20 protein-coding genes are annotated in these 22,548 nt (G+C 52.5%); 12 read left to right on the top strand and 8 right to left on the bottom strand.

Annotated elements, in window-relative coordinates:
• Positions 1 to 120: 120 nt before the first annotated feature.
• Both bepA and arsC read left to right on the top strand, forming a co-directional pair.
• Positions 121 to 1,584, top strand: coding sequence for a beta-barrel assembly-enhancing protease (gene bepA / locus AOY24_RS09915; RefSeq protein WP_054176570.1), 1,464 nt, complete (start codon positions 121 to 123; stop codon positions 1,582 to 1,584).
• A gap of 12 nt (positions 1,585 to 1,596) precedes the next feature.
• Positions 1,597 to 1,956: an arsenate reductase (glutaredoxin) gene (gene arsC / locus AOY24_RS09910; protein WP_042999856.1), complete on the top strand. Its 360-nt coding sequence runs from the start codon at positions 1,597 to 1,599 to the stop codon at positions 1,954 to 1,956.
• Here the strand turns inward: arsC and AOY24_RS09905 are convergent, their stop codons facing one another.
• The gene (locus AOY24_RS09905; RefSeq protein ID WP_054176569.1) at positions 1,957 to 2,799 is read right to left on the bottom strand and encodes a helix-turn-helix domain-containing protein; all 843 of its coding nucleotides are present in this window, start codon (positions 2,797 to 2,799) and stop codon (positions 1,957 to 1,959) included.
• A 156-nt stretch (positions 2,800 to 2,955) separates the two neighbouring features.
• Between AOY24_RS09905 and celB the strand changes: the two genes are divergently transcribed.
• From celB to AOY24_RS09890, 3 genes are read left to right on the top strand one after another with little or no spacing between them, the layout of a single operon-like run.
• Positions 2,956 to 4,275: a PTS cellobiose transporter subunit IIC gene (gene celB, locus AOY24_RS09900; RefSeq protein ID WP_042999854.1), complete on the top strand. Its 1,320-nt coding sequence runs from the start codon at positions 2,956 to 2,958 to the stop codon at positions 4,273 to 4,275.
• Positions 4,276 to 4,278: 3 nt separating this feature from the next.
• Entirely contained in the window at positions 4,279 to 5,235 is a 957-nt protein-coding gene (locus AOY24_RS09895; protein WP_042999853.1) for a N(4)-(beta-N-acetylglucosaminyl)-L-asparaginase, read from the top strand.
• Complete coding sequence (locus tag AOY24_RS09890; RefSeq protein WP_054176568.1) at positions 5,235 to 6,680, top strand: M17 family metallopeptidase; 1,446 nt, start codon at positions 5,235 to 5,237, stop codon at positions 6,678 to 6,680. The genes AOY24_RS09895 and AOY24_RS09890 overlap by 1 nt, the downstream gene beginning before the upstream one ends.
• Positions 6,681 to 6,799: 119 nt before the next feature.
• Here the strand turns inward: AOY24_RS09890 and AOY24_RS09885 are convergent, their stop codons facing one another.
• The 4 genes from AOY24_RS09885 to AOY24_RS09870 form a co-directional block, all read right to left on the bottom strand.
• Positions 6,800 to 7,501, bottom strand: coding sequence for a DnaA inactivator Hda (locus AOY24_RS09885; protein WP_061069784.1), 702 nt, complete (start codon positions 7,499 to 7,501; stop codon positions 6,800 to 6,802).
• A gap of 95 nt (positions 7,502 to 7,596) precedes the next feature.
• Positions 7,597 to 8,886 (bottom strand): uracil permease, encoded by a 1,290-nt coding sequence (gene uraA / locus AOY24_RS09880; protein ID WP_042999850.1) that lies wholly within the window; start codon positions 8,884 to 8,886, stop codon positions 7,597 to 7,599.
• A 95-nt stretch (positions 8,887 to 8,981) separates the two neighbouring features.
• The gene (gene upp / locus AOY24_RS09875) at positions 8,982 to 9,608 is read right to left on the bottom strand and encodes a uracil phosphoribosyltransferase (protein WP_003037929.1); all 627 of its coding nucleotides are present in this window, start codon (positions 9,606 to 9,608) and stop codon (positions 8,982 to 8,984) included.
• A gap of 182 nt (positions 9,609 to 9,790) precedes the next feature.
• Entirely contained in the window at positions 9,791 to 11,221 is a 1,431-nt protein-coding gene (locus tag AOY24_RS09870) for a 6-phospho-beta-glucosidase (RefSeq protein ID WP_054176567.1), read from the bottom strand.
• A gap of 262 nt (positions 11,222 to 11,483) precedes the next feature.
• Here AOY24_RS09870 and purM point away from each other — a divergent pair, with 262 nt between their 5' ends.
• The 4 genes from purM to ppx all read left to right on the top strand — a co-directional run bounded on the left by purM (position 11,484) and on the right by ppx (position 16,960).
• The gene (gene purM, locus AOY24_RS09865) at positions 11,484 to 12,521 is read left to right on the top strand and encodes a phosphoribosylformylglycinamidine cyclo-ligase (protein WP_044256983.1); all 1,038 of its coding nucleotides are present in this window, start codon (positions 11,484 to 11,486) and stop codon (positions 12,519 to 12,521) included.
• Positions 12,518 to 13,159: a phosphoribosylglycinamide formyltransferase gene (gene purN, locus AOY24_RS09860; RefSeq protein WP_044328044.1), complete on the top strand. Its 642-nt coding sequence runs from the start codon at positions 12,518 to 12,520 to the stop codon at positions 13,157 to 13,159. Before purM ends, purN begins: the two co-directional genes overlap by 4 nt.
• A 188-nt stretch (positions 13,160 to 13,347) precedes the next feature.
• A complete protein-coding gene (gene ppk1, locus AOY24_RS09855) occupies positions 13,348 to 15,414 on the top strand; it encodes a polyphosphate kinase 1 (RefSeq protein ID WP_042999847.1) in 2,067 nt (688 codons plus the stop codon).
• A gap of 4 nt (positions 15,415 to 15,418) precedes the next feature.
• Positions 15,419 to 16,960, top strand: coding sequence for an exopolyphosphatase (gene ppx, locus AOY24_RS09850; protein WP_042999846.1), 1,542 nt, complete (start codon positions 15,419 to 15,421; stop codon positions 16,958 to 16,960).
• 7 nt (positions 16,961 to 16,967) lie between these two features.
• Here the strand turns inward: ppx and AOY24_RS09845 are convergent, their stop codons facing one another.
• Positions 16,968 to 19,208 carry a sensor domain-containing phosphodiesterase gene (locus AOY24_RS09845; RefSeq protein ID WP_042999845.1) on the bottom strand — a complete coding sequence of 747 codons (2,241 nt, stop codon included), beginning with the start codon at positions 19,206 to 19,208 and terminating at the stop codon, positions 16,968 to 16,970.
• A gap of 348 nt (positions 19,209 to 19,556) precedes the next feature.
• Between AOY24_RS09845 and AOY24_RS09840 the strand changes: the two genes are divergently transcribed.
• Positions 19,557 to 19,748 (top strand): YfgG family protein, encoded by a 192-nt coding sequence (locus AOY24_RS09840; RefSeq protein WP_042999844.1) that lies wholly within the window; start codon positions 19,557 to 19,559, stop codon positions 19,746 to 19,748.
• A 305-nt stretch (positions 19,749 to 20,053) separates the two neighbouring features.
• On the opposite strand, the gene AOY24_RS09835 is transcribed toward AOY24_RS09840, so the two are convergent.
• Both AOY24_RS09835 and AOY24_RS09830 read right to left on the bottom strand, forming a co-directional pair.
• Positions 20,054 to 20,386 (bottom strand): hypothetical protein, encoded by a 333-nt coding sequence (locus AOY24_RS09835; RefSeq protein ID WP_000437837.1) that lies wholly within the window; start codon positions 20,384 to 20,386, stop codon positions 20,054 to 20,056.
• A 30-nt stretch (positions 20,387 to 20,416) separates the two neighbouring features.
• Entirely contained in the window at positions 20,417 to 20,650 is a 234-nt protein-coding gene (locus tag AOY24_RS09830) for a type II toxin-antitoxin system Phd/YefM family antitoxin (RefSeq protein ID WP_054176566.1), read from the bottom strand.
• A 300-nt stretch (positions 20,651 to 20,950) separates the two neighbouring features.
• On the opposite strand from AOY24_RS09830, the gene AOY24_RS09825 reads away from it, so the two are divergent.
• On the top strand, positions 20,951 to 21,595 hold the full coding sequence (locus AOY24_RS09825; protein ID WP_054176565.1) for a hypothetical protein: 645 nt from the start codon (positions 20,951 to 20,953) through the stop codon (positions 21,593 to 21,595).
• Positions 21,596 to 21,771: 176 nt separating this feature from the next.
• Positions 21,772 to 22,461: a hypothetical protein gene (locus AOY24_RS23750; protein ID WP_235507524.1), complete on the top strand. Its 690-nt coding sequence runs from the start codon at positions 21,772 to 21,774 to the stop codon at positions 22,459 to 22,461.
• Positions 22,462 to 22,548 lie beyond the last annotated feature (87 nt).

Raw genomic sequence — 22,548 nt, 5'->3', positions numbered from 1 at the left:
TCATTTGTGCAGGGTATTCATCGACAAATTTCGCCGTTACACTGCCTGTGTCGGCAGACACGGAACGATACGACCCGGCATCGGTCAAATGACTATCTCAAAGAAAACAGGACAGAGGTTATGTTCAGGCAGTTTAAGAAGAACCTGGTTGCTACCCTCATTGCCGCGCTGACCCTGAGTCAGGTGGCTCCCGCGTTCGCAAACTCCGCGGACAGCTTGCCGGACATGGGAACCTCGGCGGCAAGTACGCTTTCCATCGGTCAGGAAATGCAGATGGGCGATTATTATGTACGCCAGCTGCGTGGCAGCGCGCCGCTGATTAACGATCCGCTGCTGGTTCAGTACATTAATGGGTTGGGTATGCGTCTGGTTTCACACGCCGATTCGGTCAAGACGCCCTTCCATTTCTTTTTGATTAACAATGACGAAATCAACGCCTTTGCTTTTTTTGGCGGTAACGTCGTGCTGCACTCTGCCCTGTTTCGCTATTCCGATAACGAAAGTCAGCTCGCCTCAGTTATGGCGCACGAAATCTCGCACGTCACCCAGCGCCACCTTGCGCGCGCCATGGAAGATCAGAAACGCAGCGCGCCGCTGACCTGGGTTGGCGCGTTAGGCTCCATTCTATTGGCGATGGCGAGCCCTCAGGCCGGGATGGCCGCGCTCACCGGCACGCTGGCGGGATCGCGTCAAGGAATGATTAGCTTCACGCAGCAGAATGAACAGGAAGCAGACCGTATCGGCATTCAGGTTTTACAACGTTCTGGATTCGATCCGCAGGCGATGCCGACCTTCCTGGAAAAACTGCTCGACCAGGCGCGTTACTCCTCGCGTCCGCCTGAAATTTTGCTGACCCACCCCCTGCCGGAAAGTCGTCTTTCAGATACCCGCAATCGCGCAAACCAGATGCGTCCGGTGGTGGTGCAATCCTCTGAAGATTTCTATCTGGCGAAAGCGCGAACTTTGGGGATGTATAACTCCGGGCGAAACCAACTGACCAGCGACATGCTCGACGAGTGGGCAAAAGGTAACGTCCGACAGCAGCGCGCAGCGCAGTATGGCCGTGCGTTACAGGCGATGGAAGCCAATAAATACGACGAGGCTCGCAAAGCGCTGCAACCGCTGCTGTCCGCTGAGCCCAATAACGCCTGGTATCTGGATCTGGCCACCGACATCGACCTCGGACAAAAGAAAACCAGTGACGCGATTGCCCGACTGAAAAAAGCGCGTGATTTGCGAGTCAACCCGGTTTTGCAACTTAACCTTGCGAACGCCCTGCTACAGGGCGGTCAGCCACAAGAAGCGGCAACCATCCTTAACCGTTATACCTTTAATAACAAGGACGACGCCAACGGCTGGGATCTGTTGGCGCAGGCGGAAGCCGCGCTGTATAACCGCGATCAGGAACTGGCCGCGCGTGCGGAAGGGTATGCGTTGGCGGGCCGTCTCGATCAGGCCATCTCGTTACTGAGCAGCGCCAGTTCGCAAGTGAAGCTGGGCAGCCAACAACAGGCGCGTTACGATGCGCGCATCGACCAACTGCGCCAGTTGCAGGAACGCTTTAAGCCGTACACGAAAATGTAAAAAGGATTCTCCATGTCAAAGGCCGTAAAAATCTACCATAACCCGCGCTGCTCCAAGAGCCGCGAAACGCTGAACCTGCTGCAATCGCACGGTGTGGAGCCAGAAGTGGTGCTTTACCTGGAAACGCCTGCCGATGCCGCAACGCTGCGTCAGTTGTTGAAGATGCTGGGCATGGAAAGCGCCCGGGAACTGATGCGCCGAAAAGAGGATCTCTACGCGTCGCTCAACCTGGCTGACAGCAGTCTGAGTGAAGATGAATTGATTCAGGCGATGGTGGAACACCCGAAACTGATGGAACGTCCAATTGTAGTGGCGAACGGCCAGGCGCGTATTGGCCGTCCACCGGAACACGTGCTGGAAATCATCGGCTAATCACTCCCGCCGTAGTGCTTCGAGAAAAGCCTGCGGCGTCATCTCCCCCAGTTTTTTCTGCGCCTTGCCGGTATTATAACTTTCGCAAATTTCTGCCAGCAGTTGACTGGCTGATACGTCCTTTACCCGCGGCACAATCGCCACCAGCGGAAGGTTAACCTGAATCGCATTCTGCACGTTATGGTTTATGTAGTGCGTCATTCCTCGTGCTATCAGCCCCTGTTCCAGCCCATCAAGATGGGTGTCAGAAAAGAATGTCTCAATAGATTGTATATCAGCCGGACAGGCTGTCAGCAGCGCATCCAGCCATTTCATGACCAGATGCGGCGAAATCCCGGCATACAGTCGCGCGTAGCACCAGCCGCTCACCGGTTCACGAGCCCAGAGCACATGATGCTCCCCGCCATCCTCCATATGCAGTGAAAGCGGGAGGTGATGCACCTCAAGCACATGAGGGAAATGCCCGGCCTTCAGTGCCTTTTTCCCCTGCAAAAGTGTCCCCTGACGCATCAACCTTGCAGGTTTAAGATAACGATTTAGCGTCGCACGGGAAACGTGAATGCCCAGCCCTTCATTGACCAGTAACAAAAGCTCATCTAACGGCGCGCCGGTCGCATCCCGCAGTCCGTTAATCAGCGCAATCTGCTCTTGTCTCATCGCTTTATGTATCACTTTCGGCGTAGTTTGCCGATCGGCAGTCTGCTCACGTTGTCGCCAGCGCCTGACCGTGGTGACGGAAATCCCCAGCTCAGCGGCCAGCGCTCTGTCGCTTTTATCCGACTGCTGCAGATAACGACGGATGCGCGGTGTCGTGGTGGCATTGGCATGCAGTTTTATTTCCATCGCCAAATCCTTTTCCAAAGAGATAACTAATCATATGAGATTTATATTTATAAGGCGAACACATTGTGACCAGATTCACCTTTCGACTGCGGAGCTTCCCTGATAATCCTCTGGCATACCATAAATACTCTCATCCGATCTTGTACGGAGTTCACAATGAACAATGTTCTGGGATTTCTTGAAGCAAAACTGATGCCGCTTGCGGCCAAAACGGCGCAGCAGCGTCACCTGGGCGCGATCCGCGGCGCTTATGTTTCCTTTATGCCGTTCATTATCGTCGGCTCCATTCTGCTGGTTATTTCCTCCTTTCCGAACCAGACCTATCAGCAATTTATGTCTGGCGCGTTTGGTGAAAGCTGGAGCAGTATTATCGAGATCCCGTTTAACGCGGTGTTCTCAACGATGTCACTGTTCATCAGTTTCCTGGTTGCCTACCGTCTGGCGGAACATTACGGTGAAGACCGTATCTCCTGCGGCATCCTGGCGCTGGTCTGCTTTCTGATCCTCACCCCGTTTATCAAAGTTGCGGATAACGGCGGCATCACCGTGATACCAGTAGAATGGATCGGCACTAAAGGGCTATTTGTGGCAATGATTGGCTCGTTGCTGTGGACGGAATTGTTCTGCTGGCTGAAACGCAAAAAACTGGTCATCAAGATGCCCGAAGGGGTTCCGCCTGCCGTGCAGGAATCATTTGCCGCGCTGATCCCCGCCCTGTTGGTAATGATCCTGGTGCTGATTATTCGCATCCTGTTTGAAAATACCCACTACCAGACAATTCACCGCTTTATCTATGAAGTGGTTGCGACGCCGGTTCGTCACTATGGCACCTCCTATTTTGGCGCGCTGATGACGGTTTTCAGCATCACGATTTTATGGTCGGTAGGGATTAACTCTGGCTCAATGATCAACGGCATTATCCGGCCACTGTGGATGGAGAACCAGACGGATAACATCGCCGCCATTCAGGCGGGCGTTACGCCACCGCATATTATCACCGAGCAGTTTTTTGACATGATCTGGATGGGGGGCGCTGGCGCAACCTTATCGCTGGTTATCGCAATGCTGATTTTTGCCCGCAGTAAAAACATGCGGGAAGTGGCCCGACTGGGAGCTGGCGCATCGATTTTCAATATCAACGAACCCATTCTGTTCGGTCTGCCGGTCATCATGAACCCCATCATGCTAATACCGTTCAACCTGGTGCCTCTGGTGTTAGTCACCATCCAGTACGTCGCAATGAAAATTGGCGCTGTTGCCGTCACGACGGGCGTGTTTATTCCATGGACGCTGCCGCCGGTTATCAGTGGTTTTATCGTCACAGGCCATCTCAGCGGTAGCGTCATGCAGATCATCAATTTACTGATTGGCGCAATGCTCTATCTGCCATTTATGCGTATTGTCGATAAACAGTACCGCGCGGCGGAAGTCACCACGCTGGCACAAAACGAGAGTACACCCGTTAAACAGGAGTAAAACATGTGGGGAATTATCGCCACCTGGCGAATGGCGCTTGAAGGCGTTACTGAGTCCGCTTCCGCGCTGGCTGCAGGCCAAACAGCGGCCAGTGCGGTAGTCGATGCCGTTGCCGCAGTTGAGGACTTCCCATTATACAAGTCCGTTGGCTACGGCGGACTGCCAACCGAAAAGGGTGAGGTGGAACTGGATGCCGCATTCATGGATGGCGACACGCTGGCGTTCGGCGCCGTGGGCAATCTCGTGGATATCGCCAATCCGGTACGCGTTGCGCACGCCCTGAGTCGTCAACGGTATAACAGCCTGCTTGTCGGCCAGGGTGCACGAGAATGGGCGTTAAGCCAGGGGTTTGCAGAAAAAACCATGCTTACCGACCGCGCCATCCAACACTATCGCAAACGCTGCCGCGAGACGCTGGATAAGGGACTGAGTCCTTATGACGGCCATGATACCGTCGGCATTATCGGACTGGACACACAAGGTTCGATGAGCGTGGCGACCTCCACCAGCGGTCTGTTTATGAAAAAACGCGGTCGTCTGGGAGATTCCCCGATTATTGGTTCCGGCTTCTACTGCGACAGTCAAATCGGCGCCGCGACCGCCACTGGCGTTGGCGAAGACCTGATGAAGGGTTGCACCAGCTACGAAATCGTTCGCCGTATGGCACAGGGCATGACACCGCAGCAGGCTGCGGACTCAGTGGTTTTTGAACTGGAGGACAACCTGATGTCCCGCTTTGGCAGGGTGGGCGATTTATCCGTCGTGTGTATGAATCACCGGGGAGAATTTGGCGCGGCGACCAATATCAAAACCTTCTCGTTTACCGTTGCCACCGCCAGTCATCCACTCACCGTCTATCTCGCGGAACGTCGGCACGAAAAGACGTATTACCAGCCAGTCGATGAGGCGTGGATGCAGGCCTATGCGGCACGGATCCGTGCGCCAATAGAGGAAGAATAATGATGACATATCAGTTGATTCAGTCCCTTTCAGAGGCGCAACCCAACGCGCACCTGATTGCCCGTCCCACAAGCCAACAGTTACCAGACACCGCGCTGATAAACGAAATGCGTGCCACGGGTAACATGGCGGATACCTGTTTTGGCTGCGCCCCTTACAAACGCATCACCCTCATTCCATCAGCACTGTGGCAGGACAACCTGACCGACGGTTTGCTGAACGCATTACGTCCACTGTTCACCACGCCGGTCAGTTCTCACGTGATCATTGATGTTCGCGAAATACACGAAACCGTGCTGCTTCAGGTTCTGCGTTTTCTGTTCAATCAGGTACATCGCCTTGACGACCTGCAACTGAAAACTACAGACAACGCGACGATACGACTCGACCACATAACGGCGCTTTGTTTACCCGAACAGCAGGAAGCGTTAGAGGAAATTTTCCGTCGGCAGCAGGCCATTGCCAACGGCATGGTCGCCGCCCGCCGCCTGGCGGATATGCCATCCGAGCAGTGTACACCGCAGGTCGTTGTCGAAGAGGCCCAACGTCTATGCGCGGCTTACCCTGACCTGCGCTGCGAAGTGCTGGACGAACAGGCCATCGTAGCGCAAGGCCTTGGCTTGCTGCACGCCGTGGGGAAAGGCTCCAGCCGCCCGCCCCGCCTGCTGGCGATTCATTACGACGGCGTCAGCAGCGGCCCGGTGCGCAGCTATGTCGGGAAAGGCATCACTTTCGACACCGGCGGTTTGTGGCTGAAAGAAGGCGCGGGCATGTACACCATGAAGTACGACATGTGCGGCGCAGCCAACGTGCTTGGGCTGATGCTGAGTATTGCCCGGCTGGCGCTGCCGGTCCGAGTCATGGGCGTACTGGCGCTGGCGGAAAACGCCATTGGTCCCGACGCCATGCAGCCGGGTAGCGTAGCACGCGCCTGTAACGGGATGACGGTGGAGATCAACAACACCGACGCCGAAGGACGACTGGTACTTGCTGACGCCATTGCCTGGGCCAGCCAGCGCCACAAAGAGACTCGCTATATCATTGATTTAGCAACGCTGACCGGCGCCGTGGTGAAAGCGCTGGGCTATGAGCTGAGTGGATTGATGACCCAGGATAGCGCGCTGCGTGCGGCGTTAACCGTTGCCGGTGAACAGAGCGGAGACAGAGTCTGGTCGCTGCCATTGGACGCTCACCTGAAAAAACAAACGGAGAGCGCGATTGCCGATCTGTGCAATACGCCGACTAACAACGCGGCAATCAGCGCATCGGCGGCCTGGCTGCTTCATCATTTTTGTCCGGCGACGATTCCATGGGCGCATCTCGACGTCAGCGGTACGGCGTTGTGGCGCGAAGGAGGAAGAAGCGTGGCATCGGGCAGACCGATTCCACTGCTGATGCAGCATTTACTTAACGATCTGGCAGTTGAGAAGTCACCCTCTGAGTGAGGGCGTTTGTTTGGGTAATCAGGCCGGATAAGGCGACGTCGCCCTCCGGCATCCGCACCGTTCTGCCTGATGGTACTACGCTTATCAGACCGACTGCGATGCGTAACCTTGTATTTCGGCTAGAGCTTCAGAATTTCTTTCACGAACGGAATGGTCAATTTGCGCTGCGCGGAGATGGAGGCGTGATCAAGCTGATCGAGCGTCATAAACAGCGTGCGCATTTCTCTGTCGAGCCGTTTGAGCAAGAAGCGCCCCACGTCTTCCGGGAGTTCAAATCCGCGCAGTCGGGCGCGTAGCTGTAGCGCCTGCAGCTTATCTTCATCCGACAGCGGTTGCAGCTTGTAGATTTGCCCCCAATCCAGACGCGAGGCCAGATCGGGCAACCCCAGCTTTAACTGCCGTGGAGGACGATCGCCGGTGATCAGTAACCGCGTTTTTCCGGATTCCAGAATGCGGTTGTAGAGATCAAATATCGCCATCTCCCACTCTTCATCACCCGCGACACATTCAATATTGTCGATACAGACTAACGACAGGTGTTCCATCCCGTCGAGCACTTCCGGTACAAACCAGGTGCGCTTGTCCAGCGGCACATAGCCCACGGCATCACCACGCTGCGATAATTCAGCACAGGCAGCATGCAGCAAATGGCTGCGGCCGGCGCCTTCACGCGACCAGAGATAGATGTATCCGCTATGCTCCTGGCGCAGCACGTTTTGCAGTGCGGCCAGTAAAGAGGCGTTATCTCCCGGCCAGAAACTTGCAAACGTTTCGTCGTCAGGCAGATAAAGTGGCAAAGAGAGCTGTGCCGGTGTGTTCAGAGAGACCTCAACCCAGATTTCATTAAAATCGTGATGAGTTTACCACAGAATTCCGTCGCGTTAGAACCGGGCAGCATCACTGCCCGGATCCCATTTTACGGCTTCGGCGTATCCGCATCTTCCGCGTCCAGCACCACTTCTTCCGGGCGCAGGACAGAAATCAGCTTGAAGATCAGGCTCAGACCGATCCCAACGATCGTCGCCAGCGCCATTCCTTTCAGCTCCGCCGCGCCAATGTGCACTTTCGCGCCGCTGACGCCAATGATCAGAATGACAGAGGTCAGGATCAGGTTCTGCGCTTTGTTGTAATCCACTTTCGATTCAATCAGCACGCGAATACCGGATGCCCCGATCACCCCGTACAGCAGCAATGACACCCCACCCATCACCGGTAGCGGAATGATCTGGATCGCCGCCGCCAGTTTACCGACGCAGGACAGCAGAATCGCGAAAATCGCCGCGCCGCCAATTACCCAGGTACTGTAAACACGGGTGATTGCCATTACACCAATGTTCTCACCGTAGGTGGTGTTCGGCGTGGAGCCAAAGAAGCCAGAAATCACCGTCGACAAACCGTTGGCAAACATCGAGCGATGCAGACCCGGATCGCGAACCAGATCTTTTTTGACGATATTCGCCGTCACCACGAGGTGACCGACGTGTTCGGCAATCACCACCAGCGCCGCAGGCAGAATAGTCAGAATGGCGAACCACTCAAAGCGCGGCGTGTAGAAGGTCGGCAGCGCAAACCAGTGCGCCTCGGCAATCGGTGTGGTATCAACCACGCCCATCGCAAATGACAGTGCATAACCTGCCAGTACCCCAATCAGGATCGGGATAATCGCAAGGAAACCACGAAACAGCACCGAGCCAAACACGGTCACCGCCAGCGTCACCATCGAGATAATAATGGTCTTCGAATCCGCAGATTGTCCTTCCGCAGGCAGCAATCCAGCCATACCAGCGGCCACGCCTGCCAGTTCAAGACCGATGACGGCAACGATTGCGCCCATTGCCGCAGGAGGAAACATCACGTCCAGCCAGCCGGTTCCCGCTTTCTTGACAATGAAAGAAACCAGGCAGAACAGCACACCACACATGATGAAGCCGCCCAGCGCCACTTCGTATCCCAACGGCAACAGCAGCAGAACCGGTGAGATAAACGCGAAGCTTGAACCTAAATAGGCAGGAATTTTTCCTTTACAGATAAAGAGATACAGCAAGGTCCCGATCCCGTTGAACAACAGAACGGTAGCCGGGTTGATATGAAACAGAACTGGCACCAGCACGGTTGCGCCAAACATGGCGAACAGGTGTTGCAAACTAAGCGGGATTGTCTGTAAAAGTGGCGGTCTTTCACTCACCCCGATAGCACGGCGCGTCATAGTGTTTTCCTCTGAGTGTGTTTGTTATGAATCGTTGAGTTGTTTTATTCAAAAAAAAGCCGACTCTTAAAGTCGGCTATTTATCAGTTATTCACTTACTTCGTACCAAAAATCTTATCGCCGGCATCACCCAGCCCCGGAATAATGTATCCGTGCTCGTTCAGGCCCTGGTCGATCGACGCGGTGTAGAGTTCCACATCCGGATGCGCTTTTTCCAGCGCGGCGATCCCTTCCGGCGCCGCCACCAGCACCAGCACTTTGATGCTGCTGCAGCCCGCTTTTTTCAGCAGATCGATAGTGGCGATAACAGAACCCCCGGTTGCCAGCATCGGGTCGACGATCAGCGCCATGCGCTCGTCGATATTGGATACCAGCTTCTGGAAATACGGGACCGGCTCAAGCGTTTCTTCGTTGCGGTACATGCCGACCACGCTGATACGTGCGCTGGGTACGTTTTCCAGCACGCCTTCCATCATGCCCAGACCGGCACGCAGGATAGGTACAACGGTAATTTTTTTGCCTTTGATTTGATCCACTTCGACCGGACCATTCCAGCCTTCAATGGTTACTTTTTCGGTTTCCAGGCCCGCAGTCGCTTCGTAGGTCAGCAGACTGCCTACTTCCGAGGCGAGTTCACGAAAGCGTTTGGTGCTGATATCGTTCTCACGCATCAGACCCAGCTTGTGTTTGACGAGTGGGTGTTTGACTTCCACGATCTTCATACTCTTCTCCTTTCCTCAGACGAGTGGCAACCACAAAAAAAATCGCCGGATTATACCGCTTTTCCTCTCTGGCGCAACATAACGTATGCATGACCTGGATCAAGCAAAGTAGTATACGTTTGGGTGATGAGTATAAAACACGCCCCGCATTCTGTGCGGGGCCAAGTATCAAGTGGCTGAAATCAGAGGGATTCACCGTTACTTTTTATCACCTGCTGATACCAGGCGAAAGATTTCTTACGACTGCGCGCCAGCGTCCCACTACCGTCATTATTTTTATCAACGTAGATAAACCCGTAGCGTTTTTTCATCTCTCCCGTTCCCGCAGAAACCAAATCGATACATCCCCACGGCGTGTACCCCATGAGATCCACGCCATCCTCTTCCACCGCTTTTTTCATTTCACGAAGATGTGCCGCCATATACTCGATACGGTAGCTGTCATCCACGGTGCCGTCAGGCAACTGAACATCAATCGCACCAAACCCGTTCTCAACGATAAACAACGGCAACTGGTAGTGATCCCAGAACCAGTTCAGCGAATAGCGCAATCCCACCGGATCAATCTGCCAGCCCCAGTCCGATTTCTGTACGTAGGGATTGGAGACCAGACTTTTGCTCTCGTCATAATCGAGTTGCGGGTTATCGTCTGTCGCTTTGGTGACAAACGACATGTAATAGCTAAAACCGATGTAGTCGACGCAGCCTTCGGACAGAGCAACACGGTCTTCTTCCATGATATCGAGGTCAAACTCGCGGCGCGTAAAATAGTTGAGAATATGCAGCGGATATTTCCCCCGCACATGCACATCGGTAAACCAGTAGCGACGGTGCATGGCGTTCATCGCCATCATCATGTCGTTTGGCGCACAGGTCAGTGGGTAGATGGGGCACATGGCGATCATGCAGCCGATCTGCAATGCCGGGTTAATTTCTCGTGCCGCCTTCACCGCCAGCGCACTGGCCACCAGTTCATAGTGCGCCGCCTGGTACATTACCGGTTCACGATCTTCACCTGGCTGATACTTCAGGCCGGAGTTCGTGAACGGTGCAAAATCCTCATGGTAATTGGCCTGGTTGTTGATCTCATTGAAGGTCATCCAATACTTCACTTTGCCCTGATAGCGGGTAAAGACGACCTTCGCAAAGCGGACAAAAAAGTCGATCAGCTTCCGGTTGCGCCAGCCGCCATACTCCGTCACCAGATGGTAGGGCATCTCGAAATGCGACAGGGTAATTACCGGTTCAATGCCATACTTCAGGCATTCATCAAACAGATCGTCGTAAAATTGCAGTCCCGCCTCGTTTGGCTGCGTTTCATCCCCAAGTGGGAAAATGCGCGTCCAGGCAATGGACGTCCGGAAACATTTAAAGCCCATTTCAGCGAAAAGCTTAATGTCTTCTTTGTAGCGATGATAAAAATCGATCGCCTCGTGGTTAGGGTAGTTTTTGCCGGGCAGCACGCCATCGGTAATTTCTCGCGCCACGCCATGAGCGCCCGCCGTCATGACGTCAGCAACGCTGATCCCTTTTCCGCCTTCCTGCCAGCCGCCCTCAAGCTGATGAGCGGCGACCGCCCCGCCCCACATGAAATTCGCGTTAAATCCAGACATAGTTTCCCTCGTTAATTTGCTATGACAAAAAAGAAACCGGTTTCAGTATGATACTGAGCAATCCCGGCACTGCTTTCAAGGGTGAAACTGAACCCGGTTTCATTTTCGTGGTTCAGGTCATAAAAACACCGCGCCGCGGAGAAAATGCAGCAAATCTCGACAGATAAAAACGGATGCAACACAGGCTCGCAAACGTTTGCTTTCCCTGCTAGAATTGCGCCGAATTTTACTTTTACCGTAAGAAAACGTGGGGAACCAGGCAGTGACCGATAAAACCTCTCTTAGCTACAAAGATGCCGGTGTTGATATTGACGCGGGTAATGCTCTGGTGGATCGAATCAAAGGCGTAGTGAAGAAAACTCGCCGCCCGGAAGTGATGGGTGGTTTGGGTGGCTTCGGTGCGCTGTGCGCATTGCCGCAAAAATATCGTGAACCAGTGCTGGTTTCCGGTACTGATGGCGTCGGGACAAAACTGCGTCTGGCGATGGATCTGAAGCGTCACGATACCATCGGCATTGATCTCGTGGCGATGTGCGTCAACGACCTGGTCGTTCAGGGTGCTGAGCCGCTGTTTTTCCTCGACTACTACGCCACTGGCAAACTGGATGTGGATACCGCAGCCAGCGTGATTAACGGTATCGCCGAAGGCTGCCTGCAATCCGGCTGCGCGCTGGTCGGCGGGGAAACCGCTGAAATGCCGGGGATGTATCACGGTGAAGATTATGACGTCGCGGGTTTCTGCGTCGGCGTGGTCGAAAAATCAGACATCATTGACGGTTCCAAAGTGGCCGATGGCGATGTGTTGATTGCACTGGGTTCCAGCGGTCCGCACTCCAACGGTTACTCACTGGTACGTAAAATTGTTGAAGTCAGCGGCTGCGATCCAGAAACGACGGTTCTGGAAGGCAAACCGTTGGCCGACCACCTGCTGGCGCCGACCCGCATCTACGTGAAATCGATTCTGGAATTGATTGAAAAGGTTGATGTGCACGCTATCGCGCACCTGACCGGCGGCGGCTTCTGGGAAAACATTCCGCGCGTACTGCCGGACAACACGCAGGCGGTGATCGATGAATCCTCCTGGCAGTGGCCAGCTGTTTTTAACTGGCTGCAAAGCGCCGGTAACGTCAGCCAGCATGAAATGTATCGTACCTTTAACTGCGGCGTCGGCATGGTCATTGCTCTTCCGGCGGCAGAAGTAGACAACGCCCTTACCCTGCTGAAGGCAAAAGGTGAAAAAGCCTGGAAGCTCGGCGTCATCAAGGCTTCCGATTCCGCGCAGCGCGTGGTTATTGAATAATGAATATTGTGGTGCTTATTTCCGGTAACGGAAGCAATTTGCAGGCGATTATTGATGCCTGCAAAGAGAAGAAAATCAACGGCACCCTGCGGGCAGTATTCAGCAACAAGGCCGACGCGTTCGGCCTTGAGCGTGCCAGAAAAGCGGCAATCCCGGCCCATACGCTAACGGCGGATCAGTTTTCCAGCCGTGAAGCATTTGACCGCGAGCTGATCCTTGAGATCGACGCGTATGCGCCTGACGTGGTGGTGCTGGCCGGTTTTATGCGCATTCTGAGCCCGGCGTTCGTCGCGCACTACAACGGTCGACTGCTGAATATTCACCCTTCCCTGTTGCCCAAATATCCCGGTTTGCACACCCACCGTCAGGCGCTGGAAAACGGCGATGAGGAACACGGCACCTCGGTCCACTTTGTCACTGACGAGCTCGACGGCGGACCGGTCATTTTGCAGTCCAAAGTTCCGGTTTTTGAGGGCGATGACGAAGATGAAATCACCGCCCGCGTTCAGGTTCAGGAACACGCCATTTACCCGCTGGTCGTCAGTTGGTTTGTGGACGGACGGCTGAAAATGCGCGATAACGCCGCCTGGCTGGACGGTGTTCGCCTGCCGCCACAGGGCTACGCTGCCGACGAGTAAAAACGGTGCCGGATAACGGATGTCATCCCTTATCCGGCCAGCGCTTCTCTTCAGACCTCCAGTCCCCCTTCCCCTTTGCGATCAGACGGTTTATTGTCATATTTTTCTGGCACAGTTGGACATCTGAGCGCAATGCTCGCCATAATAATCAGGCAGTGTCCCGTGAATAAAACGGAGTATAAGTATTAATGGGTCAGGAAAAGCTTTATATCGAGAAAGAGCTCAGCTGGTTAGCGTTCAACGAACGTGTGCTCCAGGAAGCCGCGGATAAATCAAACCCGCTAATTGAACGGATGCGTTTCTTAGGCATCTATTCCAATAACCTGGATGAATTCTACAAAGTTCGCTTCGCAGAGCTCAAACGTCGCATCATCATCAGCGAAGAACAGGGTTCAAATTCACATTCTCGCCACCTGTTAGGAAAAATCCAGTCCCGCGTACTGAAAGCCGACCAGGAATTCGATGGCCTGTATAACGAACTGCTGCTGGAGATGGCGCGTAATCAGATCTTCCTGATCAACGAGCGTCAACTGTCAGTCAATCAGCAAAGCTGGCTGCGCCACTATTTCAAGCAGTATCTGCGCCAGCACATCACCCCTATTTTAATTAACCGCGAAACGGATCTGGTACAGTTCCTGAAGGATGACTACACCTATCTGGCAGTCGAAATTATTCGCGGCGACACCATTCGCTATGCGCTGCTGGAAATTCCGTCTGACAAGGTTCCACGCTTTGTGAATCTGCCGCCGGAAGCCCCGCGTCGCCGTAAACCAATGATCCTGCTGGATAACATTCTGCGCTACTGTCTGGACGACATCTTTAAGGGCTTCTTTGATTATGACGCACTGAATGCCTATTCCATGAAGATGACCCGTGACGCCGAGTACGATCTGGTGCACGAGATGGAATCCAGCCTGATGGAGCTGATGTCCTCCAGCCTGAAACAGCGTCTGACCGCCGAGCCGGTGCGTTTTGTTTATCAGCGCGACATGCCTAATGCACTGGTCGAAGTGCTGCGCGAGAAGCTGACGATTTCACGCTATGACTCTATCGTTCCCGGCGGGCGTTATCACAACTTCAAAGATTTCATTAACTTCCCTAATGTCGGCAAAGCCAATCTGGTGAATAAGCCGCTGCCGCGCTTACGCCATATCTGGTTTGATAAAGAGAAGTTCCGTAACGGATTTGACGCCATTCGTGAACGCGATGTGTTGCTTTACTATCCGTATCACACCTTTGAGCACGTTCTGGAACTGCTGCGCCAGGCTTCGTTTGACCCGAGCGTGCTGGCAATCAAAATCAACATCTACCGCGTGGCAAAAGACTCGCGGATCATCGACTCAATGATCCACGCCGCCCATAACGGTAAAAAAGTGACCGTTGTGGTGGAGTTACAGGCACGATTTGATGAAGAGGCCAACATTCACTGGGCGAAACGCCTGACGGAAGCGGGCGTGCATGTCATCTTCTCCGCGCCCGGCTTAAAAATTCACGCCAAGCTGTTCCTGATTTCGCGCAAAGAAGGCGAAGAGGTGGTGCGTTACGCCCATATCGGCACCGGTAACTTCAACGAAAAAACCGCGCGTCTGTATACCGACTATTCGCTGTTGACCGCCGACGCGCGGATCACTAACGAAGTCCGTCGGGTGTTCAATTTTATCGAGAACCCGTATCGCCCGGTGACGTTTGATTATCTGCTGGTCTCGCCGCAAAACTCGCGCCGCCTGCTGTATGAGATGATCGATCGTGAAATCGCCAACGCTCAACAGGGACTCCCCTCCGGCATCACACTGAAACTGAATAACCTGGTGGACAAAGGGCTGGTCGATCGGCTGTATGCCGCCTCCAGCTCAGGTGTACCGGTCAATCTGTTGATTCGTGGTATGTGCTCGCTTATTCCGAATCTGGAAGGTATCAGCGATAATATTCGCGTCATCAGTATTGTGGACCGCTATCTTGAGCATGACCGGGTGTATATCTTCGAAAACGGCGGCGATAAGCAGGTCTATCTCTCTTCCGCCGACTGGATGACGCGTAATATCGACTACCGCATTGAGGTGGCGACGCCGCTGCTTGATCCGCGCCTGAAGCAGCGGGTGCTGGATATTATTGACATCCTGTTCAGCGATACGGTAAAAGCCCGCTACATCGATAAAGAACTGAGTAATCGCTACGTGCCGCGTGGAAACCGCCGCAAAGTGCAGTCGCAACTGGCTATTTACGACTATATCAAATCACTCGAGCAATCTGACTAACGCTATGCCAATACATGATAAGACCCCACGACCGCAGGAGTTTGCGGCGGTCGACCTCGGTTCAAACAGTTTTCACATGGTGATTGCCCGTGTGGTGGATGGCGCCATGCAGATTATCGGTCGCCTGAAACAGCGCGTGCATCTGGCGGATGGTCTCGGCGAAGACAACATGCTGAGCGAAGAGGCAATGGAGCGCGGGCTAAGCTGCCTGTCACTGTTTGCTGAACGTCTTCAGGGGTTCGCCCCCTCCAGCGTGTGTATTGTCGGTACCCATACGCTTCGTCAGGCGCAAAACGCCACCGATTTTCTCAAACGAGCGGAAAAGGTTATCCCCTATCCGATCGAGATCATTTCCGGCAATGAAGAAGCGCGTCTGATCTTTATGGGCGTAGAACATACGCAACCGGAAAAAGGCCGCAAGCTGGTCATCGACATTGGCGGCGGCTCGACGGAGCTGGTCATTGGGGAAAACTTCGAACCGAAGCTGGTTGAAAGCCGTCGTATGGGTTGCGTCAGTTTTGCCCAGATCTATTTCCCCGGCGGCGTCATCAGCAAGGAAAACTTCCAGCGTGCCAGAATGGCGGCGGCGCAGAAGCTTGAAACCCTGACCTGGCAATTCCGTATTCAGGGCTGGAACGTTGCGCTGGGGGCCTCTGGCACCATCAAAGCCGCGCACGAAGTGCTCTTAGAAATGGGCGAGAAAGACGGGTTCATCACCCCAGAACGTCTGGACCGACTGGTAACCGAACTGCTGCAACACCGCAGTTTCGAGTCGCTAAGCCTGCCGGGGTTATCTGAAGAGCGAAAAGCGGTCTTTGTTCCAGGTCTGGCGATTTTATGCGGTGTCTTTGATGCGCTGGCGATCCGCGAGTTACGCCTTTCCGATGGTGCGCTGCGCGAAGGCGTGCTGTACGAAATGGAAGGTCGCTTCCGCCATCAGGATGTCCGCAGTCGCACCGCCAGCAGCCTGGCGAATCAGTACAATATCGACAGCGAACAGGCGCGACGCGTGCTGGAAACCACGATGCAGATGTATGACCAATGGCAAACGCAGCAGCCGAAGCTGGCGCATCCGCAGCTTGAAGCGTTGCTGAAATGGGCAGCGATGTTGCATGAGGTTGGACTGAACATTAATCACAGCGGCCTGCACCGTCACTCGGCGTATATCCTGCAAAACAGCGATTTGCCTGGTTTTAATCAGGAGCAGCAAACCATGATGGCCACGCTGGTTCGCTACCATCGTAAGGCGGTGAAGCTGGACGATCTCCCCCGTTTTACGCTGTTTAAGAAGAAGCAGTTCCTGCCGCTCATTCAGCTATTGCGTCTTGGCGTACTGCTGAACAACCAGCGCCAGGCCACGACCACACCGCCTACGCTGACGCTCATCACCGATGACAACCACTGGACCCTGCGTTTCCCTCACGACTGGTTCAGCCAGAACGCGCTGGTTTTGCTCGATCTGGAAAAAGAACAGCAATACTGGGAAGCGGTGACCGGCTGGCGTCTGAAAATTGAAGAAGAACGCTCACCGGAAATCGCCGCGTGAAGCACACTCAGGTGCCAGTCACTGGCACCTGCTCTTTCAGCGTGTCGCTTAACGGCTGCGGCACACCAATTAAATATCCCTGCATATAGTCAATCCCCAGAGAGATCGCGGCATGGCGAATCTCCTCGCTTTCGACAAATTCAGCGACCACCTGCATTTTCTTCATACGCGCCAGATGACAGATTGAGGCCACAATCTGATAGTCGAGGCTATTCGAAACGATATTGCGGATGAAACTACCGTCAATCTTCAGAATATTGGCGTTAACGTTTTTCAGCCTTGCATAACTGGCGTAACCCGTACCGAAGTCATCAATAGCGATTTGGCAGCCCAGTTGTTGCAGATTTTGCAGCGTTGCCTCCGCCTGTCCGGCATTCATCAGCGCCTGACTTTCTGTCACTTCAAATATCAATTGCCAGGCTTCGATCTGGTATTTGCTCAGCAGTTTGCTGATATCCTGCGCAAACCTGGCCCGACAGACCGAGGACGCCGACAGGTTAAGCGCAAAGCGACGGGCAGGCATCTGCGCACGATTCTCCGCCATAAAGCGTAACGTGTGTTCGATAACCCAGAGATCAATTCTCGAGGAGAGACCAAACTCATGCGCGACGGGCAGGAAGGCATCAGGGTTGATCATGCCACCGTCATCATCCAGCAATCGCAGTAAAATCTCATGATAAACATCGCCGCGAAGCCCTTCGATTGGCTGCGCCATCAGACAAAAACGGTCATGCTCCAGCGCATGCTGTAACCGGTTCATCATTGCGACTTTGTCTCGCAGATTACGCTGCATGTTCATCGCACCACTACGCTCTAAATTTTCCGGCGTGTTGGTCATGATGGACAGCTCAGCCGTCGTGCTCAACTCCCCCAGCAACAGGTAAATGTGATTTACCGGGGAACGCACATAGCAATAGCTCATCCCCACCTGTGGCTGGAACGTCATGCCATCCCAGACAAACCGGAACATCTTGATATGCTCATCCAGATCGTCAATGCGTTGCTGATGTGACTCTGTATTTAAGCGTAGCAGCAGGTCAGGCCCGGACATTTGGTAAACATGCTCATCAGGACCCAACTTTTCGGCAATCCAGTGGGAGAGCTGTTGCTTGTACTGGATACGCAGCATTATTCCGTAATTTTTCACGAGAAACTCGAGTTCAGGAACGCGCAGAAAGCACAACGCAGACCAGGGCGTATTTCTCAGCGCGCGGTTGAGCGCACGAAGATTGGGAAGATGGACAACCGGATCAAGAAACGCAAGCCGTCGGGCACGACTGCTCACAATCCGCTGACGCGTCGCCAGCACCGCCATGTAATTCACAATAAAAGAAAAAACCAGGAAACTGGAAGAGGTAATCGCCAGTTGTACATCGTAACCTGAATAATAGGGCGTATAGCTTCTGTAATTATGGATCGCAATAATTAAAACTGGCGCCCATAGCAGTGATATGAATCGATAGCCATAACGCATCGCTCCCCATAACATAACCGGGAGTAATAATGACATAGTATAGTTCGTGCTGAATATGGAACTATTTTCATTCAGTGGCATACAAAGCAAAGACATTAAAGCGGACAATACCAGCAACCAAATAATGATCTCTTTTTGCGAGGCCTTGGCATCAAACTGTAACTTTAATTGCGAATAATAGCCGCGTAAATGTAGCGGGTTACGAATAACGCGAATAATAAAGTAGAAGAGCGGTACACCAATCAAATTGCCCACCAGAATACCCTGGTAGTTTATTAATGCGTTGATGTTAAATGGTGTTCCCCCCATTAAGCTCAACTTGCTTTCATACAACCCCACAAAGGCTGCGAACTGGAAAAGCACCAGAAATAGCGTTGCGGGGCAAAAAACTTGCCAAAAAATGCGGGGGAAGACCAGCTGCGCGTCACCATGCGAGATGTTGTTACGTCGGGGCGTAAAAACACGGTAACCGCCCCAGCTGAGCACGACAGCAATAAGAAAATGCGCAATAACAGGCAATGTTTCCGCCAGACCTACCTGCGGATATTTGCGAATAAAAACCGCCAGAACAATACCGGGTAATGCCGCCCAACCGAAAAAAATCATCAGGCTCATCATGAGTGATAACGGTAAGTAGAAAAGGATGACATCCCCGGTGGCCACATGCGCATAGGTATTCGTATGGCTCACGAGCGGTAAAAACAGGGAAGGCAAAATCAGAGGCAGTCCCCACCACTTATCTCTGATTGCAATATAAGTTTTATTCAGTCGCATAGACGCTCAGCGGAACCCCTGGATCCTTAAGGGGTGAATCAGACAGGCATCCCACCTGACGTCAAAATTAAGATGAAAAACTCACCATACATGTCGCACAGATTTTAGTTATCAACGGGAAGTTATTTTTGACGTATATCAAATAATTCCGTCCCCATTAATCAATTATTACCTTTATTTCACGGTGTTATCATTCTCATATTATTAATGTAAATAATATCATTATTCTTCATAACAACGAGATATGATTCAACTGACGCAATTTTACATAATCAAGAATTGACCCGCCTGACACAGTGTGCCTTAATGTATCTATCGCCCGTATGGGCATCCCTTAAGGAACCTTTTGTGAGTCAGGCAACCAGTATGCGAAAACGACATCGATTTAACAGTCGCATGACCCGTATCGTATTGCTTATCAGCTTTATCTTCTTTTTTGGACGTTTTGTCTACTCTTCTATCGGCGCCTGGCATCATCATCAGGACAAAAAAGACGCGCAACAGTCTACTCTGTCTGTCGAAACGCCTGCTCAACGTTAATCCTGTTATTTCAGACAGACGCCATTTGGTCTTTTATACCCCCAAATAAAACAAAAACCCCCTGTCTAAACAGAGGGTTTTGTCGATTATCCGTCAGTGACGTGTGGGGATATTATTCCCACTCAATGGTTTAGGAACCATCCAACATCTTGTTATCACAGAGTTTTATGACAACCACTTCCAGACGATACTGTAATAAATACCGTCAAAATGATGAAATTTGTGATATTAATCATGTTGTTATGATAGTTTACAAACACGCTCTTTAAATTCGTATTATTGCCGTACAAAACGCATTAGGGCTATCAGGCCATGATCAGACGTTTAAACAGCAACTGCTGGACGTCCTGCCGATGTGCCAGGATCGCATGTGCTGTCACTAACGTTCCGTCTACGGAATACAAAACCCGGTAGCCTTCAGCGTGGTTAAACTCCCGGTATTTGGCACAGCCAATTTTCAGCAATTCGGGGCAAATCTGGCAGCCCAAGGGGAACTGGCCTACGGTACTCTCAAACTGTGTGAGAATATCGGCGATAACCGGGCGCGGCTCAACATCAACACGCTTCAGAAAACCCGCTATTGTGTCGATGCAGTGCTTTACCGTAAGCGTGTACTCAAAGGTCACCTGCTGTTCCATGGAAATCCCTTAACGTTGAGCGCGCTGCGTTTAATCCGCAAGACCATCCAGCAACTGCTCTTTCGAGAACACCCGCCCTTCCGCTTTATCTTTCTCTGACAGGGTAAGCAGCTTCAGCAAAGCAATGGCGTTCTCCCGTTCCTGCTGCTGGTCATAGGACTCTATAACATAAGCAGGCACACCATTTTGTGTGACCAGGATAGGTTCTGATAGATCAAGCGTTGCTGCGTTCTTTTTAACGTAGCTGATTGTCTCTACTTTCATGTTGGTCCGCCCAATGGTCATGTCTCGGTTTTAATATAGACTATATTTAGACCACCAACAAGGCATCATATTACCTTGCTCTTCTAAGAAATAAGCCCTGGTAAAGCACAGAGATCAATTTGCTCCTGCCGAAGGCTGATTTCCTTTATGCACTCCACAGATCCTACATGTCAGAACAAAATTACCCGCACTCTGGTGATAATCTGCCTTTGTCTATTTAATGAGCAATGGCAGAGTAAAACCCTGTCCACCAGAATCGGTATGAAAGTGGGAAGAGAGCCATTGAGGGAGGAAAATAATGTGACCAGCCCCATTCGTCAGAATCTGTTTGAACGGGAATGTGATATGCCGCTGCTGGAAGCGCGGCATCTCGCCCTTCTGCTTCTCGGCCTAGATGCTTCCCAACCGGCAAATGCCCTGCCGGAAGAGCATCAGGAAAATTACCGTATCCTGCACGATGCCATCAGCCGCACCATCAAAGCAACGGGCATGGTCAGCGCCCCGGCGAACAAGCGCATGTTCTATGCCGATGAGATGTTTGCCCTGGCCTGGCGGCTTATTGATGACGAACTCACTCCGCCAGAAATTAAGGCCCGCAGCCTGAAGGCGGTGATGAAACTGTCGCGTCACAGTCGCGGCCGCAAGTGGCTGAAGACACTCGGCGACGACGCGCTGCCAGATCTCACTGTTTCAGCACAACCTTCTCTGCGGGGGATGCATAAGCGCGACAAAGCACGGGAGAATACTTCCCGACTCTGCTGGCTGCTGGTTCAGCTTCTGGTTGAGGAGACTGACGGGCGTTATGGTACGTCTGATAAACCGACTTCGGATCGGATACTTCGGAAGCTGAAAATGCTGGCGCAGGAGCGGGAAGTCCCATCTGATGGGCTTGGGAGAGGAACATTTTATGAGGTGTTGAAGATGGGGCGGGAGAAGAGAACGTAGGTAGGAGCTCCCAGTGTCGGGTGGAGCGAACCGATTAAGCTCTGAAACCTCGGACGTATAGTCGGCTTCGTGCCAGAAGCGGACGTTATAGATATCTCGAATTTCGCCAAACAGTGGTGGGTACAGTTGACCGGGGGAAGATCATAGCCATCTGTCTATTGCGTAATAATAAAAACATGTTAATTTCGATAGTGAACCTTGAGCAAGCCGAAAGCTTTCTCATAGTGGAGCAAATCCCACTTTTTCTGATGAAATCGGAAGTATTTAATATGAAATCACCAATACGCCAGTACTCCACCCTGTTTTCCTGCCTCTATGATGAACCTGAACCAATAGGTTTCTTAGGTCGCGGGACTCACTACTCAGTCTTTAGAACCGTCGAATGGCTTGATGTTCTTCGTTTTCCCACTCAGCCATGTGAAATTCATGATTTCTCTGTCATCTGGGATGAAGATCACGATACTCGAGTCATCAACGTAATCGAAAATATTTATGCTTCTGGGCTGCTCTCGCCTATCCAATTCATTGGCGAGAGAAAGGGTACGTTGAGCGTCATAGTCGCATCTTGCTTTTATTATGGTGGTACCCCAGATATAAGAACATATCAGCAGCAGCTACAGAGAATATGCGATGAATCCTCTGATGGCGATCATTGGCCTGTTGAAATTGGAACGTTCGATCGCTCACCAACGTCGCCGCATCAAACGTACACTTGTGGAATAATCAATGATGCAGACCATCGAGTGGTTACATATTTAAGAAATATTGATTCTCTCTGGCGATTAGGCACAAAGCCCTATAAAGCAAAGGCTAGCACAAATTTACCTCCAATTCCTATGCCCTGCCATTCGTTGCTGGATAAGTGAGATAACTGCTCAAAAAGCCGCGAAAGCGGCTTTTAGTTGGCGCTGGAGAGCAATGCCGCTTCGTCCAGATGAAACTGTGAACAGAGC

It is taken from the genome of Citrobacter sp. CtB7.12, assembly GCF_001297795.1.
GTDB lineage: Bacteria > Pseudomonadota > Gammaproteobacteria > Enterobacterales > Enterobacteriaceae > Citrobacter_A > Citrobacter_A amalonaticus.
Note: the sequence above shows the minus strand (reverse complement) of the source record. Positions and strands in the feature narration are given on the sequence as shown.

What these genes read in the sequence shown, in the direction of transcription:
- bepA (WP_054176570.1), top strand. Translation starts at nt 121, where the DNA reads ATGTTCAGGCAGTTTAAGAAGAACCTGGTTGCTACCCTCATTGCCGCG.
- arsC (WP_042999856.1), top strand. Translation starts at nt 1,597, where the DNA reads ATGTCAAAGGCCGTAAAAATCTACCATAACCCGCGCTGCTCCAAGAGC.
- AOY24_RS09905 (WP_054176569.1), bottom strand. Translation starts at nt 2,799, where the DNA reads ATGGAAATAAAACTGCATGCCAATGCCACCACGACACCGCGCATCCGT.
- celB (WP_042999854.1), top strand. Translation starts at nt 2,956, where the DNA reads ATGAACAATGTTCTGGGATTTCTTGAAGCAAAACTGATGCCGCTTGCG.
- AOY24_RS09895 (WP_042999853.1), top strand. Translation starts at nt 4,279, where the DNA reads ATGTGGGGAATTATCGCCACCTGGCGAATGGCGCTTGAAGGCGTTACT.
- AOY24_RS09890 (WP_054176568.1), top strand. Translation starts at nt 5,235, where the DNA reads ATGATGACATATCAGTTGATTCAGTCCCTTTCAGAGGCGCAACCCAAC.
- uraA (WP_042999850.1), bottom strand. Translation starts at nt 8,886, where the DNA reads ATGACGCGCCGTGCTATCGGGGTGAGTGAAAGACCGCCACTTTTACAG.
- upp (WP_003037929.1), bottom strand. Translation starts at nt 9,608, where the DNA reads ATGAAGATCGTGGAAGTCAAACACCCACTCGTCAAACACAAGCTGGGT.
- AOY24_RS09870 (WP_054176567.1), bottom strand. Translation starts at nt 11,221, where the DNA reads ATGTCTGGATTTAACGCGAATTTCATGTGGGGCGGGGCGGTCGCCGCT.
- ppk1 (WP_042999847.1), top strand. Translation starts at nt 13,348, where the DNA reads ATGGGTCAGGAAAAGCTTTATATCGAGAAAGAGCTCAGCTGGTTAGCG.
- ppx (WP_042999846.1), top strand. Translation starts at nt 15,419, where the DNA reads ATGCCAATACATGATAAGACCCCACGACCGCAGGAGTTTGCGGCGGTC.
- AOY24_RS09845 (WP_042999845.1), bottom strand. Translation starts at nt 19,208, where the DNA reads ATGCGACTGAATAAAACTTATATTGCAATCAGAGATAAGTGGTGGGGA.
- AOY24_RS09835 (WP_000437837.1), bottom strand. Translation starts at nt 20,386, where the DNA reads ATGGAACAGCAGGTGACCTTTGAGTACACGCTTACGGTAAAGCACTGC.
- AOY24_RS09830 (WP_054176566.1), bottom strand. Translation starts at nt 20,650, where the DNA reads ATGAAAGTAGAGACAATCAGCTACGTTAAAAAGAACGCAGCAACGCTT.
- AOY24_RS23750 (WP_235507524.1), top strand. Translation starts at nt 21,772, where the DNA reads ATGTTAATTTCGATAGTGAACCTTGAGCAAGCCGAAAGCTTTCTCATA.